This window comes from Larkinella ripae, assembly GCF_054780775.1.
In genome coordinates this window covers 102,417-118,901 of the sequence record NZ_BAAGVR010000023.1, presented here as the reverse complement: position 1 = coordinate 118,901, position 16,485 = coordinate 102,417, and the positions used below count along the sequence as shown (strand labels likewise).

At 52.7% G+C, this 16,485-nt stretch carries 11 protein-coding genes; 7 read left to right on the top strand and 4 right to left on the bottom strand.

Translation table 11 applies throughout. The annotated features are described in order from the left end of the window. Positions 1-83 precede the first annotated feature (83 nt). Together ACYVHX_RS17935 and ACYVHX_RS17930 are read right to left on the bottom strand one after the other, a co-directional pair. Positions 84-2,120: a M3 family metallopeptidase gene (locus ACYVHX_RS17935; protein WP_460673198.1), complete on the bottom strand. Its 2,037-nt coding sequence runs from the start codon at positions 2,118-2,120 to the stop codon at positions 84-86. Between the two features lie 191 nt (positions 2,121-2,311). After that, positions 2,312-3,064: an FkbM family methyltransferase gene (locus ACYVHX_RS17930; protein WP_460673049.1), complete on the bottom strand. Its 753-nt coding sequence runs from the start codon at positions 3,062-3,064 to the stop codon at positions 2,312-2,314. 108 nt (positions 3,065-3,172) lie between these two features. On the opposite strand from ACYVHX_RS17930, the gene ACYVHX_RS17925 reads away from it, so the two are divergent. After that, positions 3,173-4,882, top strand: a complete 1,710-nt coding sequence (locus ACYVHX_RS17925) for a DUF6909 family protein (protein WP_460673048.1) — start codon at positions 3,173-3,175, stop codon at positions 4,880-4,882. 136 nt (positions 4,883-5,018) lie between these two features. Beyond that, positions 5,019-6,542 (top strand): malate:quinone oxidoreductase, encoded by a 1,524-nt coding sequence (locus ACYVHX_RS17920; RefSeq protein WP_460673047.1) that lies wholly within the window; start codon positions 5,019-5,021, stop codon positions 6,540-6,542. A gap of 400 nt (positions 6,543-6,942) precedes the next feature. On the opposite strand, the gene ACYVHX_RS17915 is transcribed toward ACYVHX_RS17920, so the two are convergent. Next, positions 6,943-8,193 (bottom strand): MFS transporter, encoded by a 1,251-nt coding sequence (locus ACYVHX_RS17915; RefSeq protein ID WP_460673046.1) that lies wholly within the window; start codon positions 8,191-8,193, stop codon positions 6,943-6,945. Positions 8,194-8,391: 198 nt separating this feature from the next. Between ACYVHX_RS17915 and ACYVHX_RS17910 the strand changes: the two genes are divergently transcribed. Continuing rightward, positions 8,392-9,516, top strand: coding sequence for a hypothetical protein (locus ACYVHX_RS17910; RefSeq protein ID WP_460673045.1), 1,125 nt, complete (start codon positions 8,392-8,394; stop codon positions 9,514-9,516). Positions 9,517-9,656: 140 nt separating this feature from the next. Further along, positions 9,657-11,051 (top strand): sensor histidine kinase, encoded by a 1,395-nt coding sequence (locus ACYVHX_RS17905; RefSeq protein ID WP_460673044.1) that lies wholly within the window; start codon positions 9,657-9,659, stop codon positions 11,049-11,051. A gap of 37 nt (positions 11,052-11,088) precedes the next feature. Here the strand turns inward: ACYVHX_RS17905 and mutS are convergent, their stop codons facing one another. Beyond that, a complete protein-coding gene (gene mutS, locus ACYVHX_RS17900) occupies positions 11,089-13,767 on the bottom strand; it encodes a DNA mismatch repair protein MutS (protein WP_460673043.1) in 2,679 nt (892 codons plus the stop codon). 145 nt (positions 13,768-13,912) lie between these two features. On the opposite strand from mutS, the gene ACYVHX_RS17895 reads away from it, so the two are divergent. The 3 genes from ACYVHX_RS17895 (at position 13,913) to ACYVHX_RS17885 (ending at position 16,048) form a co-directional block, all read left to right on the top strand. Further along, on the top strand, positions 13,913-14,950 hold the full coding sequence (locus ACYVHX_RS17895) for a hypothetical protein (RefSeq protein WP_460673042.1): 1,038 nt from the start codon (positions 13,913-13,915) through the stop codon (positions 14,948-14,950). A 21-nt stretch (positions 14,951-14,971) separates the two neighbouring features. Then, on the top strand, positions 14,972-15,517 hold the full coding sequence (locus ACYVHX_RS17890; protein WP_460673041.1) for an RNA methyltransferase: 546 nt from the start codon (positions 14,972-14,974) through the stop codon (positions 15,515-15,517). A 78-nt stretch (positions 15,518-15,595) separates the two neighbouring features. After that, complete coding sequence (locus tag ACYVHX_RS17885; RefSeq protein WP_460673040.1) at positions 15,596-16,048, top strand: hypothetical protein; 453 nt, start codon at positions 15,596-15,598, stop codon at positions 16,046-16,048. Positions 16,049-16,485: the final 437 nt, after the last annotated feature.

Below are 16,485 nucleotides of genomic sequence, written 5' to 3'. Positions count from 1 at the left end.
TTAAGCGGAGGACAGCAGAGCGAATCAGAGAAAAACTCTGTTTAACTCTTTTTTCTCCGCTTAACGCTGCGAAACAACTCTTTTTAAAGCGTCAAGCCGCTCCGGCGAAGCATGGCTTGCGGTGACGGCTCACGGCCCCGAAACTTCTTGTACAGCTCCATCGGTTTTTCCGTTCCGCCTTTTTCCAGGACATTCTTCCGGAATTTATCGGCCACTTCGCGGTTCGACAATCCTTTTTCCTTGAAGAACTCAAAGGCGTCGGCATCGAGCACTTCCGACCATTTGTAGCTATAGTACCCAGCCGAATACCCGCCCGCAAAAATGTGGGAGAAAGCCGGACTAAAGGCCGTTCCGGGCACCCGCGGGAACAGGTTCACCAGCGAATCGACTTTTGACTCCACCTGCTCGACGGTTTCGCCGTTCGGGGAGTTGCCGTGCCAGTACATATCCACCAAACCGTACCGCAATTGCGTCAGGTTCGACATCCCGGCCATGAAATTCTGGCTGGCCCGGATTTTCTCGATCAGATCATTTGGAATGACTTCCCCGGTTTGGTAATGTTTCGCAAACAGTTTCAGCGCTTCCGGATCATAGCACCAGTTTTCCATCACCTGCGACGGCAGTTCCACAAAATCGCGATAAACGCTCGTGCCCGACAGGCTCTCGTACTTGCTGTTGGCCAGCATCCCGTGCAAACCGTGCCCAAATTCGTGGAACAGCGTGACGACCTCGTTAAAAGTCAGCAGCGACGGTTTGGTTTCGGTGGGGCGCGTAAAGTTGCAGACGTTGACCACGTGCGGGCGAATGTTCACCCCTTTTTCAACCTTCTGACCCTGGATGTCGTTCATCCAGGCGCCACTGCGTTTGCCTTCCCGGGGAAAATAATCGCCGTAAAAAACCGCCAGAAACTTGCCTTCCTGATCGAACACGTCGTAGGTTTTCACTTCCGGATTGTACACCGGAATGTCTTTCCGCTCCTTGAACGTCAGGCCGTAAAGTTTGTTGGCCACCGTGAAAGCGCCATCAATCACGTTCTCCAGTTTGAAGTACGGTTTCAGAATTTCGTCGTCCAGGGCGTACTTCTCTTTTTTCAGTTTTTCGGAAAAATAGCCAAAATCCCAGCGCTCCAGCCGTTCGTCTTTAAAACCGTGTTCCTTCGCATAGTTGGTCAGTTCGGTCAGTTGTCTTTCGGCGACGGGTTTGGCATAACCGGCCAGCTCGCTCAGAAACTGCTTTACTTTTTCCGGCGAACCGGCCATGCTCTCTTCCAGAATAAAATCGGCGTGGGTTTTGTAGCCCAGCAGTTTCGCGCGGTCATACCGCAGTTGCACCATCTTGCCGATCAACTGCTGGTTGTCGTTCTTATCGCTGTGAAAACCGCGTGAATTGTAGGCAATGAACAGTTTCTTGCGCAGGTCCCGGTTGTCGGCGTAGGTCATAAAGGGCTGGTAACTCGGGGCTTGCAGCGTAAATACCCAGCCGGTTTTGCCTTTTTGTTTGGCGGTAGCTTTGGCGGCTTCACGGGCGAAATCCGGCAAACCGGCCAGGTCTTTTTCATCCGTGATTTCCATCACGTACTCGTTGGTTTCGTTCAGCACATTTTCGCCAAACTGCAACGACGCCTGTGACAGATCTTTGTTGATGGTCCGGAATTTATCTTTATCGGCCTCTTTCAGGTTGGCGCCATTCCGGGAAAAGCTCTTGTACGATTTTTCGAGCAGCATCCGGTCTTCACCGTCCAGCTTCAGTTTGCTGCGCTGATCATACACGGTTTTAATCCGCTTGAAGAGCTTTTCGTTCAGCGTAATATCGTTGCCGTAATCGGTCAGCAAAGGCGAGGCTTCCCGTACAATTTTCTGCAGTTCGGGGCTGGTTTCGGCGCTGTTCAGGTTAAACATCACCGACGACACGCGGCTCAGCATCTCCCCGGCCTGTTCGAGGGCGACAACGGTGTTCTCAAACGTCGGGGCCGCCGGATTGTTCACAATGGCATCGATTTCCTTGCGGCCCATCGTCATGGCTTCTTTCAGGGCAGGCAGGTAATACTCGTTTTTAAGCTGGTTAAAGGGCACCGTTTCGTGCGGTGTCTTGAACGGTTGCAACAGCGGATTTTCGCTCATCTTTACTTTTTCAGGAGAGGGCTGCGCCAGGAGTGCCGGGCTCAAAGCCGCCAGCAGCGCAGCCGATTGGATCATGTGTCGAAGTGTAAACATAGTTAACTGCTCATAGGGTTTCTTGCAGTTTACAAAATTACGGCAAAAAAAGAAAACCATCCCGGGTCGAGCGGAAAATAAAGACAGAGCATTGGAAATCAGTCAGTCAGGTCCTGACGCGTGTAAACGACGTACTCGCCCGCCGTGGCTTTGCGATACTCGAAAGCCGAGGTCGCCGTCACAAAACTGGCCGAACTACCCGGTTTCATCCATTCGTGCAGTTCGACGATCAGCGCCCGGACGCCGGGCAGCCACGATGCGGTATTGGAGCGGAACACTTCCGACTCGCTGCCTTCAATATCGAGCTTGACGACATCGAACGGTTTTCCGCCCTGCTGCCGCATCAGGCCGTCGATGGATTCGGCCCGGACCGCTCCCGCCCCCGGCGACTCGGTTTCTTCTACCACAAAGCCCCACTCGCCCCCACCCGTGTCCCGGATTTCCAGGTAAGCCGGGCGCGACCACAACCCGGCTTTTACGGCCCGGATCGTTTGGTAGGGCGCAATGTTCTGTTGCAGGATTTTGAAGTTTTCGGTTTCCGGTTCGACGGAAAGGACCTGCATCTGGGGGTAACGATTGGCAAAATAAACGGCTGCCAGGCCGATGTTGCCCCCGCCATCGAGAAAACTTTTCGGGCTGAATCCCAGCTCGACGGCATCGTATTCGCCGTAGACAAATATGTTATTGAACACCTTGCGGTCGGAGGTTCCTAACCGGAGGTAAATGGGGTGTCGGGCCTGCGGAATCTCAATCCGCACCAGTCGTTTTCGCTTCGATTTCAACAAAAAATAGAGATTTAATCCTCTCACGAAACCAAAGCGTTTCAGATAAAAAGGGAGTTTACTTTTCATTTTCAGGTGATAAAGCCACAAGGTAACGTCTCGATCCGTCAAATAAAACGAATTTTGAAAAAGCGGATGGACGGAACATTTAACTTGCAGAACTTTTCCATACGTCCGATGCACACCGACTTTTCGCCCCCGTTGACCCGCGCCCAGGAATCCCGCCTGGCCATCGAACGGCTCTATATTACGATGCGGCACCTCTTCAACCGGGGATTTTATAAACCGTCCGGGGTTTCGGGTGAGGAAATCCGGCAGGCTCTGCTGACACTCCGACCCGAAATCTACGGGTCGGTCAACGATCCGCAACGGGTCGAACTCGACGGTCTGGTGTACGTCATGGATCGTTTGCCCAAAGGCATCGAAGCCTGCCGGGTCATTACGCTGGTGTCGCGGGAGGGGTTCGAACATTCCCGGTTTCCGGTGTTGGTGCCGGCCAAGCGCCGGCGGAACTGTTACCGGGTCGATGACGAGCAGATGGTGATTGAAGTCACGAACGGTCGCAGCGAAATCTACGACATTCTGACCCACCTGACCTTCATGTTCATGGAAGCCGACAAAATCCGGCGCAACGTTTTTCTGGAACGCGGCAACAAACTCCGGGAGTGGGAAAAGCTGGAAGCGATCATTCAATCGGGCGGCACGGTGCAGGAAGACGAACGCGAACTGGCGCTGATGTACCTGAGTTCGATGTTGGGCCGGACGTTCGAGGAAACTCAGCAGGCCTATTACCGGTTTGAAGAAACCGCCGGAACCAACAACGGGCTGTTCCAGATCGTCTACGGACTCGGCCGCGTGTCGGTCCGGGAAATTCAGGAGAAAAACGTCGACCGCGAAATTAACTTTACGCCCATGCTACGCGAGCGCGTAGGGCAGCACCTGTACGGCGAACGCTGGGCCACCCGCATCAAGCAGTTCATTGCGGAAAAAGGCTGGCCGGATCGCCCGGTCCACATCATCAGCGCCAATCCGCACAGTGTGGTCAACTGCCTCTACGCGCCGGCGGCCCTGGCCGAGGCCACCTCCTGGGACAACCTGTTCGATCTGGCCTACAAACTTAGTCAGCCCGCCCAGCAGGAACTTCGCCGGCAGGTGGACAGCTACGCCCGCGCCCACGGTTTGCACGAACTGGAAGATCCCGGCGGCACCAACCTGCTGGTGCAGCTGATCGACACGGCCCAGATCGACGCATCCGGATTGTCTTCTGAACTGGCGCACGACCCGGTTTTTATCCAGTCCGAAAAACCGCTGCTGCTGGTGATGGATTATGCGTTTGGCGAGCAGGCGTTTGAAACGATGGACGAGTTGCTAAAACCGTATGACCGTCAGGAACGCGAACCCTGCGAGCTGAACGTGGCTTCCATCTCGATCATGGGCAAAGCCGGAATTCTGACGGGCGACAAAGGCGACCTGATGATTCCGACCGCGCACATTTTTGAAGGCACCGCCGACAATTATCCGCTCGAAAACGATTTTTCCGCAGCCGATTTTAGCGGTTTTGGCATCGACGTATACGAGGGTGCGATGATTACGGTGCTGGGCACCTCGCTCCAGAACAAAGACATTCTGTCGTACTTCAAAAATTCGTCCTGGAAAGCCGTGGGACTGGAAATGGAAGGCGCTCATTACCAGAAAGCCATCCAGTCGCACGCCAAAATCCGGGGCAGCGTCCGGCCCGGCATTAAAATCCGGTACGCCTACTACGCGTCCGACAATCCCCTGCTGACCGGCGCCACGCTGGCATCCGGGAGTCTGGGTACGCTGGGCGTCAAACCGACCTACCTGATTACAGTGAAGTGTCTGGAGAAAATCCTGGGAAAACCGTAGGGGAATCCTGTTTCCATTTATCCGCGAACTAGTTTGATTTATCGAAGACTTTGTTCGCTATGCTAACTTTTTGGAACAACTTTACACCGTACATTGTAACTTTTCCAAGAATTCAACCCATTGCTACCGTCTTCCCATGCCAACACGTAATAAAGTCGTATCCAGCACGCCCGACGTCGTTTTGATCGGGGCTGGTATCATGAGCGCCACCCTGGGCGTGCTGCTGAAAGAACTGCAACCCGACCTGACCATCGAAATTTTTGAGCGGCTCGATGACGCTGCCGCCGAAAGCTCCGATGCCTGGAACAATGCCGGAACTGGCCATTCGGCTTTCTGCGAACTCAACTATACACCCGAACTCCCGGACGGCACGATTGAAACGAGTAAAGCCGTCAAAATTGCCGAATCATTCGAGATTTCCAAGCAATTCTGGGCGTACCTGATTCAACAGAATTTTCTGCACGATGCCCCCGATTTCATCCGAACCATTCCGCACATGAGCTTTGTCTGGGGCGACAACAACGTGGACTATTTGCGGAAACGGTACGAAGCCCTCCAGAAAAACCACCTCTTCCACGGAATGTTGTATTCCGAAGATCCGAAAACGCTCGAAAAATGGATTCCGCTGGTGATGGAAGGCCGGAAACCGGGTGAAAAAGTGGCCGCGACCCGGATGGACATCGGCACGGATGTGAACTTTGGCGCGCTGACCCGAGCCATGTTCTACCGGCTTTACAACATGAAAGGCGTCAAAATCCACTTCGCCCACGATGTCCGCGATCTCTGGCGCTCGAAAAGCCTGGGCGGCTGGAAAATCCGGGTGGAAAACGTGACCACCGGGCAGATTCGCGACGTGCAGTCCAAGTTTCTGTTCATCGGTGCCGGGGGCGGTTCGCTTCGGTTGCTCGAAAAATCGGACATTCCCGAAAGCCGGGGCTACGGCGGTTTTCCGGTGAGCGGCCAGTGGCTGAAATGCACGAACCGCGAGGTCGTCGAGCGGCACGCAGCCAAAGTCTATGGCAAAGCTTCCGTGGGCGCGCCCCCCATGTCGGTTCCCCACCTCGACACCCGCATGATTGGCGACCAGAAAGAATTACTGTTTGGCCCGTATGCCGGTTTTTCGACCAAATTTCTGAAACACGGGTCGTACATGGATTTACCGAAGTCGATCCAGATGACCAATCTGGCCCCGATGTTGATGGCCGGGCTGCACAACATTCCGCTGACCCGCTACCTCATTGAGCAGGTGATGCAGTCGCCGGAAGACCGGCTGGCGGCCTTGCGCGAGTATTTCCCGAACGCTAAAATGGAAGACTGGGATTTGGAAATTGCGGGCCAGCGCGTGCAGGTCATCAAGAAAGACGAGGAAGAAGGCGGGGTACTCGAATTTGGCACGGAAGTCGTCAGTGCCGCCGACGGCAGCATTGCCGCCCTGCTGGGCGCATCGCCGGGCGCATCGACGGCGGTTTCGATCATGATCGATCTGATGAACCGCTGTTTCAAAGACAAAATGGCGTCGGAAGAATGGCAGACGAAGCTGAAGCAGATGATTCCGTCGTACGGCCAGTCGCTGGCGAAAAATCCCCAGCTAACCGAAGAAATTCGCCGGAACACCAGCGAGGTGCTGGGCCTGGATACTGCGGTTTTTACCACGGATTAAGCAAACCAATACGGTTTTTTGAACGGGCTACGTAGCTACCCTTTGGTGGAGCAACGTAGCCTTTTTTATTGGTTCTGTTTCAAATAGTCATCAATAGAATTGCCCGCAACCGAAAATTTTCGTTCTCTAAATCCATGAACGCGGTTGGGTGGTTATTTTCTTTTCCAGTCTGGAAACCCTTTCAGGTTCCACAACCGGGCCTACATCCGGAAAAATTTTACATACCGTTCTCCCGGTGTGTCTTTCAAACCGTCGGCAAGCTGGTATTCGTACGGCTCGTTTAAATTCTGAAAAACCGTAATCCGTTTCTTTTCCATATCCCAAACAACGGTATTTCCCTTAAAACGCAAAAAGGACACCATTTCGCGGCATCCTTTTTGATTTTTGACAAACCCGGTTTTTACAATGGACCCGTTACCAGTTCATCTTCAGCGGGTACGGTTTTTTTCCGGTCGTTAAACAGCAGCACGAACAGCACCAGCACCACGGCCGCAATGCCCGCCGGAACCAGCCACACGGAGGTCCAGTTCACCTGTCCACCCGTGGTGTACATATCGGCCACAATCCCGGACAGTTTGGAGCCAATGCCCATCCCGATGCCGTAGGTCGCCAGCGTGATCAGGCCCTGCGCTGATGACTTGATGCGTGCCCCCGCTTTGTTATCAGTGTAAATCTGGCCGGTTACGAAGAAGAAATCGTAGCAGACCCCGTGCAGCACGAAGGCAATGTAAAACATCCATTCGCCCGAACCCGCATCGCCGTAGCCAAACAGTAAAAACCGGATGATCCAGGCCACCAGCCCGACCACCAGCATGTATTTAACGCCCAACCGACTGAACGCCAGCGGAATTAACAGCATAAAGAAAAACTCGGAAGCCTGCCCCAGCGACATGATGTTCTCAATCTTAAAACTAGAGGGGTCCGCATTCGGGTACGCAGCCTTGTAGGCATCGGTCACCGACGGATTGGCCATCGCGTAATAAAACGACAGCGGGATGCAGATTAAAACCGAAGAAAGAAAGAAAATGGCAAACGACCGGTCCTTCAGCATTTTGAAGGCATCGACGCCCAGAATTTGCCCCACCGTGACGTTCGCACTGGGTTTGGGCGGGGTGTCGGGCAGCGTAAAAGCAAACACCCCTAATACCAGCGCCACATACATGGCAATCTGGAAAATAGTCGCCTGATCGCCAACCCCTAAAAAACCGACAATGTTGGTAACCACAATCCAGGCTACCGTTCCCAACACCCGAATGCCCGGAAACTCCTTCTCCGGATTGTTCATGTGCTGCATTGCAATGGAAGTGGTCAGCGACATCGAAGGCGCAAACGTCAGGCAGTAGGCTAAAATCAGCCAGAAAAATTGATCCGGGTTGTTTTCCTGGATCACAAAATACAGAATGGCGGCTCCCAGCAGGTTCAGCACCCCGAGCACTTTCTGGGCGGCAAAATACCGGTCGGCAATCAAACCGACGAAAAACGGCGCAACCAGCATCGCCAGCGAGAAGGCCGTGTAGGCGTTTCCTACCTGGTCGCCGGTGGCGTTCAGTTGCTTGAAAAGATACTTACTCATCTGTCCATACCAGGCCCCCCAAACCGAAAAAAGGAGGAACATCATGACCGAGAGTTGAATGCGGGTTTTTAGGCTCATTGGGATGGCGTCAAAGTTTGAGGATTGGGTCAACACGCGCTACGGTTGCGGGTTTGAAGTTAAACGAAATGCGGCAAGTGTCCAATGCCACCGGCGCAAGTTTCGGTCAAACCCCGGTTTTTCACAATTCAACCAGCCACTTTTCCACTTGGTAAATAGTTCACATTTTTCTGCCCCTGCATTCCATACCTTTGGGGTATGAAACTGATTTACGCCTTCTTAACGGTTGCCCTGGTTTCGGCCAGCCTGCGGGTTCAAGCCCAGAAAGTCGACCTCGACCGGTTTTATTTCGACGCCGGATTTTTGATCCTGCCCAAGGAATACACGCCCGCCGATCAACGCACGTTTGGGGTCCGGGTGATGAGTTCGCCCTCGGTGGCGTCGGCCGTTCCGGACGGAGCGATTTACGAAAAGATCGGTTTGTCGGGCTTTCAGCGCGTTGAAAATAATCCGGCGGTCGGCATTCAGATCGAGTTTGGCAACGTCCGGTTTGAGAAAAGCGAAACCCGGGTGCGTACCGACGAGAAAAAAGACAAAGACGGCAAGGTGACCAGCAAAACCGACTACTATACCCTGACGGTGCGCTACAGTTTCAGCGGGAACTACAAAATTCTCGGCACGCGCGTCGATGAAAAATCATTGACCCGCAAGGAAAAAGCGAAAGCGCAGGAGTTGCAGACCAACCGGTTTTTGCAAACCGCATCGGCGGCCGACCCCGCCAAAAGCGTGACCACGAGCGGATCGTTTCCGTATGAGCTATCGTACACGACCATCGAATACAAAAATCTGGCCGACGCCCGCCGGTATATCGAGCAAAATCAGCAAACCATCCGCACGGATCTGATCACGAAATACGTCAACGACGCCCTCGTCCGGGTTAACGAAGACGCCAACCGCTGGTACGGTTACGTGCCGACCCAGACGCGGGAATTCCTGTGGATTCTGGATTCCAAAAGCCATCCCGAGTTTCCGATTCAGCAGGAAGCCATCAAAGCCATTAAGGAACTGTCGAAACGAATGACGGCCACGCAGCCCATCGACCAGCTGGCGCGTGACCTTCAGCCGGTTATGGACTATTTTCAGGAATTGAAAACCAAATACCCCGGCTCGGACAAACGCAACCAGAAAATGCGGTACTCGGCTTTTTACAACCTGATGATCCTGAATTACTACCTCGACCGGCCCGATCAGGCCATCGAAGAAGCCGACGGCCTTATCAAAAACGGGTACGACACCAAAGACGGGGAGAAATACGCCGGTTGGGCGGAGGATCTGAAAAAAATGCTGGCGAAACACCAGATGGCCTCGCGGCACGTGCAATAGTTTTCCTTGCGAACAAAACCGACCGGAAGCCCCAATTGACCGGCGCCCAAGCCACCACTAGTTGCATCTGGTATTGATCTTTCCTATTTTGGACCAATTTGAACCCGGATTCAGGTTCCAGTTGCTTGAAGCGGAACGATATGAAGATTCTTACCAGCCTGCTCATTCCGGTGATGATCAGCGCCCTGATGGGTCAGGGCGTCATCGCTCTTCTCCGTCGGTTTATCAACACCAAGGTTCGCCTGCCGCGCTGGGATCCGTGGCTGCGCCGGTATTGGCTTTCGGCCTTTGCATTCGTTCTTTACGACCTGCTCTTTTCGCCCCCGCAGCAATACAAGGCCGACGACTGGTATTTCCTCTGCCTTACCGGCGTGGTGGTTCTGACGCTTATTCTGGCCCGCAATTACCGCCCTTCCCTCACGCTCCTGGTGGCTCTTTTGCCGAGTATTTTCTGCTTTGCCGCAATGATTGTGCTGGTCACGCTGACGAACGGAAACGATTCGGGTGACTTCTGGCTTTACATTGCGCTTGGCTTCGGAATTTCGGTTCTCTGGCTGGTGGCCTTTGCCTATCTGGCCTACCGGCAACGGAAAACCATTGAACTGGAACGATTGGAGCAGTTGGAGAACGAGCGCATGCTGAAAGCCAGTGAAGTCCAAAAAGCCGAATTGGAGCGGCTGGTGATGGAACGGACCGCCATTATTCAGGAACAAAAAGAAGAACTGGAGCAGGCGCTTATCCAACTGAAAGCGACTCAGGCCCAGTTGATTCAGTCGGAAAAACTGGCTTCGCTCGGCAGCCTAACGGCCGGCATTGCCCACGAGATCCAGAATCCGCTGAATTTTGTCACTAATTTCTCCGATGTATCCACGGAACTGATTCTAGAAATGCGGGAGGAATTGAATCAGCACGAGCCGCCGGACCCGGTTTTGACGGAACTGCTGGGGTATCTGGATGACAATCTCCGAAAAATTACGCACCACGGCCAAAGGGCGTCGGGCATCGTAAAAGGCATGCTGGAGCACTCCCGATCCTACGACGGAGAACGGCAGGCAACGAACCTGAACGCCCTTACCGAAGAACACCTGCGACTGGCCTACAACGGTTTTCGGGCAAAAAACAAAGCGTTCCAGACGGAGCTAGTCAGCCGCTTGGATCCGTCATTGGCCGAGGTACCGGTAGTTCCGCAGGAAATAGGCCGGGTTTTACTCAACCTGTTCGACAACGCGTTTTATGCGGTTTTTGAAAAGCAAAAACGCGCCGACGCCCCCTACCAACCGACCGTAACGATCCGAACCAGCCAGCAAAACGGACTGGTCGAACTTTGGATTTCGGATAACGGAACCGACATTGACAGCGCCATTCTGCCGAATTTGTTTCAGCCGTTTTTCACAACTAAACCCACCGGACAAGGCACCGGACTCGGTTTGTCTCTTTCCTACGACATCATTACAAAAGGCCACCGGGGCACGCTGACGGTCCAGAGTTGCCCCGGCGAAGGTTCTGAGTTTATCATCAGTTTGCCAATCCACTGAGCGTCCATCACTACTTTCAAAACCGCTTTTTGGCTTCCTATTCCGCCATTTTCAGCAATTCGTTCAGCTTCAAAAGCGCTTCGATGGGCGTCAGGGTGTTGATGTCCATTTTGCGGAGCTTTTCCTTGATGGCTTCGGCTTTCGGATCACCGGCTTCAAAGATTTTCAGCGTAATGTCACTGGTCTTGGGCATTTCGCGCAGGGCCTCGCGTTTGGTGTCGCCCCCACCTTCGCGCTGGCTTTCGAGTTGTTGCAGAATTTCACCGGCGCGACTGACAATCTGCGTCGGCATTCCGGCCATCTGCGCCACGTGAATCCCGAAACTGTGCTCGCTTCCCCCCTCTTTCAGCTTCCGCAGAAAAATAACTTTGTTGCCCATTTCCTTGACGGCCACGTTGAAATTCCTGATGCGGGGCAGATCCGTCGCCAGTTCGTTCAGCTCGTGGTAATGGGTTGCAAACAGGGTTTTGGCGCGGTAATTTGGGTGGTTATGCAGGTATTCGGCAATCGACCAGGCGATGGAAACTCCGTCGTAGGTGCTGGTTCCCCGGCCAATCTCATCCATGATCACCAGGCTTCGCTCGCTGAGGTTGTTCAGAATGCTGGCGGTTTCGGTCATTTCCACCATGAACGTCGATTCGCCCCGCGAGAGGTTGTCGGAGGCTCCGACCCGCGTAAAAATCTTGTCGACAATGCCGACCTCCGCATCCGAAGCGGGCACAAAGCAGCCGGTTTGCGCCATCAGCACAATCAGGGCGGTTTGACGCAACAGGGCGGATTTGCCGGCCATGTTGGGACCGGTAATGATGATGATCTGCTGGGCTTCGTCGTCCAGAAACAGATCGTTGGGCACATACGGTTCGCCGGGCGGCAGTTGCTGCTCAATCACCGGGTGCCGACCGTCTTTAATTTGCAGGGCGTTGGTGTTGGTAATCGCCGGTTTGACGTAGCGGTTTTTTTCGGCCACTTTGGCAAAGGACGCCAGCACGTCGAGCACCGAAATCACCCGCGCGTTCTGCTGAATGTGGTTGACGTATTCGCCAGCCGCCAGCACCAGGTCGTTGAACATCCGTTGTTCGATCATAAAGATCTGATCTTCGGCGTTCAGGATTTTGTCTTCGTATTCTTTCAGTTCCGGCGTAATGTACCGTTCGGCGTTCACCAGCGTCTGCTTCCGAATCCAGTCCTCCGGCACGCGCGATTTATGGGCATTCGATACCTCCAGGTAATAGCCAAATACTTTATTGTACGCTACTTTCAGCGACGAAATGCCGGTTCGCTGCACTTCCCGGTTTTGCAACTGCACCAGAAAATCCTTGCCGGAAAACGCAATTTCGTGCAGCCGGTCCAGGTCGTCATTGATCCCGGTTTTGATCATGCCGCCCTGGTTGCTCAGCATCGGGGCCTCTTCCCGCAGCTCGGCTTCAATCTTATCGACCAGAAACGTACACGGGTTGAGCTGATCGGCGTACTTTTTGATCGAAGAGGTCATCGGCTGCTGCGCCAGAGCGGTAATCAGCAACTCCTTGATGGGCAGAATATGCGCCAGCGAGCGCTTCAACTGCACCATTTCGCGGGGCGAAATCCGCCGAACCGCCACTTTCGAAATCAGCCGTTCCAGGTCACCGATCTGTTTCAGGTGCTGCTCGAGTGCTTCCCGCAAACTGAGTTGTCCATCCTCCGACTGGCCTTCCTTGAGCAACTCCACCGTATTCAGCCGCTCTTCAATCAGCGGTTTATCTTTCAGGGGCAGCAACAGCCACTTCCGCAACAAGCGCGCACCCATCGGCGTAACGGTCTGGTCCAGAATCTGAATCAGCGGAATCCCGCCGTCCTGCTGGGCCGACACCAGTTCCAGGTTCCGGATCGTAAACCGGTCGAGCCAGACGTATTTATCTTCTTCCAGCCGGGTCAGCCGGACAATGTGGCCCACGTCCTTGTGCTCGGTTTCGTGCAGGTAATGCAGCACCACGCCAGCGGCCACAATGCCGTCGGTCAGGCCCTCGACCCCGAAGCCTTTTAACGAGGAAGTCTGGAAATGCTGGGTCAGCAACGGATACGAAAAATCGTAGGTAAAGGCCCAATCCTCCAGCGTGTAGGTGTTGAATTTATCGCCAAACAGTTCGACAAAATCCTTGCGGTATTTTTTGCAAAACAAAATCTCGGACGGATTGAAACTCTGCAGCAGTTTGTCGGCGTAAGCCGCATTGCCCTGTGCGGTCAGAAATTCGCCCGTCGAAATGTCCAGAAAGGCCACGCCAAACTGCGCGTCGGCACCCGCGCTTTTTGAAAAATGAACGGCAGCGAGGTAATTGTTGCGCCGGGTGTCCAGCACATTGTCGTTAAACGAAACGCCGGGCGTCACCAGCTCAGTCACACCCCGTTTGACAATGCCTTTCGCCATTGCCGGGTCCTCCAACTGGTCGCAGATGGCCACGCGCTCACCCGCCCGCACCAGTTTGGGTAGGTGCGTATCCAGCGAGTGGTGCGGAAACCCGGCCAGCTCTTCGTTGGCTCCCCCGTTGTTGCGCTTGGTGAGCGTAATGCCCAGAATCCGGCTCGCTTTAACGGCATCCTCGCCGAAGGTTTCGTAGAAATCACCCACGCGAAAGAGCAAAATCGCACCGGGGTATTTTAGTTTAATCTGATTGTACTGCCGGTTTAAGGGTGTTTCGGTCAGTTTTTTGGTGGGTATGGCGGAGGTGGTATTTTTCACAAATCTCGTAGGCTTATTTTAAACAAAAATACGAACTTTTAAGGAGTTCGCAGGCAGATTTTGCGGCTTTCTGATCGACATCCGTGCACTTATTGGACGCTAACAGAAAAGAATTTACCTTTCGCATCCACAATCCACACCCCGTATGGTACCCTCTGCGTTTCGATTGGTTCTCTGCCTGCTGTTGGCGCATCTCAGTCTTTTGCAATCGTGCCGGTTTTTTGATATTGCGGTCGTCGATTATCCCCCGCTGGATCGAAGTCAGCTAAAAGGCCCTGATGCTAAAACTCTGAAAATCAAAACGTTTTATTTATCCGAAACCCTTTCATTTCCATTTGAGGGAAGTGTCAGCCAATTCAATCAGCAGTTTCTCCTGGTGGGACACAACGAAGCGGCCGGCCGTCTAGCCCTCCTGAATCCGCCCGACCTCCGCGAATTGCCTACGTATCCTCTAAATGCTATGTTTGTTACTCCTTCCGGATCTGTGTGGGGGATCACATTAGCCAACCAAAACTTTACGCTCTGCCGGTTGACCAATGGAAGCTGGGTCGATGAAGGAACCATATCGGAAAACTATTATTACCAAACAGTTCGGGTTACGGACGAGGAGATTTGGTTTATGACTTTAAAAGGACTGGCGATCTGGGACATAAACCAAAAGAAAATCCGGCAGCAAATACCCGTCGACCGCAGCCGTTTGTTCACCGAAACCTTTTCCGTGGAATCGGCCGATAAGGAACTTCTGATTTTCCGTAATCAGGATTTGCTGGAACCGGTAGCCCGGTTTCCACTAACCGACGTCCTGGCGGTTCGTACGGGAATTTCCAATGACATTTGGGGCGTATTCGAAGACAAAAACCGGCACCTGTGGCTGGTTGTCAAAGACGCTCACTGGGATGGAATCCTTCTGAAATTTGAGGGAAACCAACTGAATAAGCTCACGACAATACCGGTTGGCAATTACGATTCCGGCCGGGGTGTCTCCCAGGTTAACCTCGATAAAACCGGCAATCTCTGGGTAAAGGTAGACGGCATCAATTACCTCTATACCTCAACGGGCCAATGGCTGATCCCGCAGTTTGATCTCCTCGAAAACACGCAATACGCGGGATCTGTCTTCACCGATTCGCAGGGAAACCTGGTTGTTGCCAGCCCTCAGAAATGCTTTTCTCTAAAACCTTAACGTCACCCGGATTCCTCTCAGATGCCCAGAAAAATTAGCCTTGACGAACTCAATCGCCTGTCCGTCGAAGATTTTAAACAAGCGCCCAAAAATCCGTACTGCCTGATTCTGGACAACGTTCGGAGCCTCAACAACGTCGGCTCGGTTTTCCGCACCGCTGATGCGTTCCGGGCCGAAAAAATCTACCTGTGCGGCATTACCGGCAACCCGCCCCACCGCGACATCACCAAAACCGCCCTGGGGGCTACCGAATCGGTGTATTGGGAACATGTTCCGGATGTGGTCAGTCTGGTGGACCGGTTAAAACAATCCGGCTGGGTCATTGCCGCCATCGAACAGGCCGAAGGAAGCGTCAGTTTGTCGGATTTTCAACCCGACCCTAACAATAAACTGGCCTTTGTGTTTGGTAATGAGGTGGCCGGGGTCAATTCCAGTGTAATCGAAAAAGCCGATCTGGTGCTGGAAATCCCCCAATACGGCACCAAACATTCGCTCAACATCGCCGTCAGTACCGGAATTATTTGCTGGGATTTTCTGACTAAACTTAACAAAAACTTAACATTGTGATTTTGTTTTTTCTATTTCTTTCGTAGTTGTTTGTAGATTTTTTCATTTACAGCAATTCACTTATTATTCATCCCAATTATGAAGACCAAAAAAAAGTCGCTGGCAACCGATATCGCCAATTCGATAGAAACCAAATTGTCTGAAGTCGGAGAACAATCCAAAAAGGTAAAGAAGGCGATTGAGAAGTCAGCGAGCAAACTGGCCGATCGCATAAGCAAGCTCTTCACCAAAGAGGAAGAAAAAAAGAAAAAACAGGCGGCAAAAGCAAAGAAGAAAGCCGATGAAAAAAGCAAAAAGGCCACCAAAAAAGGAAAAAAAGCAACGGTTAAAGCCGAGCAAAACGGTCAGGTAAAGGACCTTAGCGCGGAGAAAGAAACCGCCCAGCCCAAAGCCGCATCGAGCCCCAAAGCACCTGCTAAACCCAAAGCCGCCCCGGCGCCTAAACCAGCCGCTACCCGCAGCAGCACCTCGACAAATCGCAAACCAGCTGCCCCCAAAACCAGCCCGGAATCGTCGCCCGCAGAGTCCTGAAAAACCGCAGCCTGCGGAGCCAGATTGTAAAATATTTTTGCGTAGAGCGTCCACTCTACGCATTTTTTATTTCTACGGACTAAGGCCGTAATTACTTACTAATCTGACACTTACCACTTTTTTTAGAGTTGTCAGACAAATAAGCAGAAAATTTTGTGCTTTAATTGCAATTTTTTAAAAACATATGTTTGCATTGTAGCCTATCCTTCAGTTACTTAGTCTTGACTCTTCCTGATCTTACACGTCTGACAAATATTCAATTGTTTTATTTCTGACTTTTCTGTTTTCATACGGAAAGTCCTGCTATACCACATACGCTAACGTCAGAACATCCTATTTTTTCACCATTTCTTAAAAAAAACGCTGGAGTAGCTGACCTCTTTTCGGTTTGGTCGTCTAAAGTGAGTGCAACCAATTTAAGTTTACCTAATTTGGAT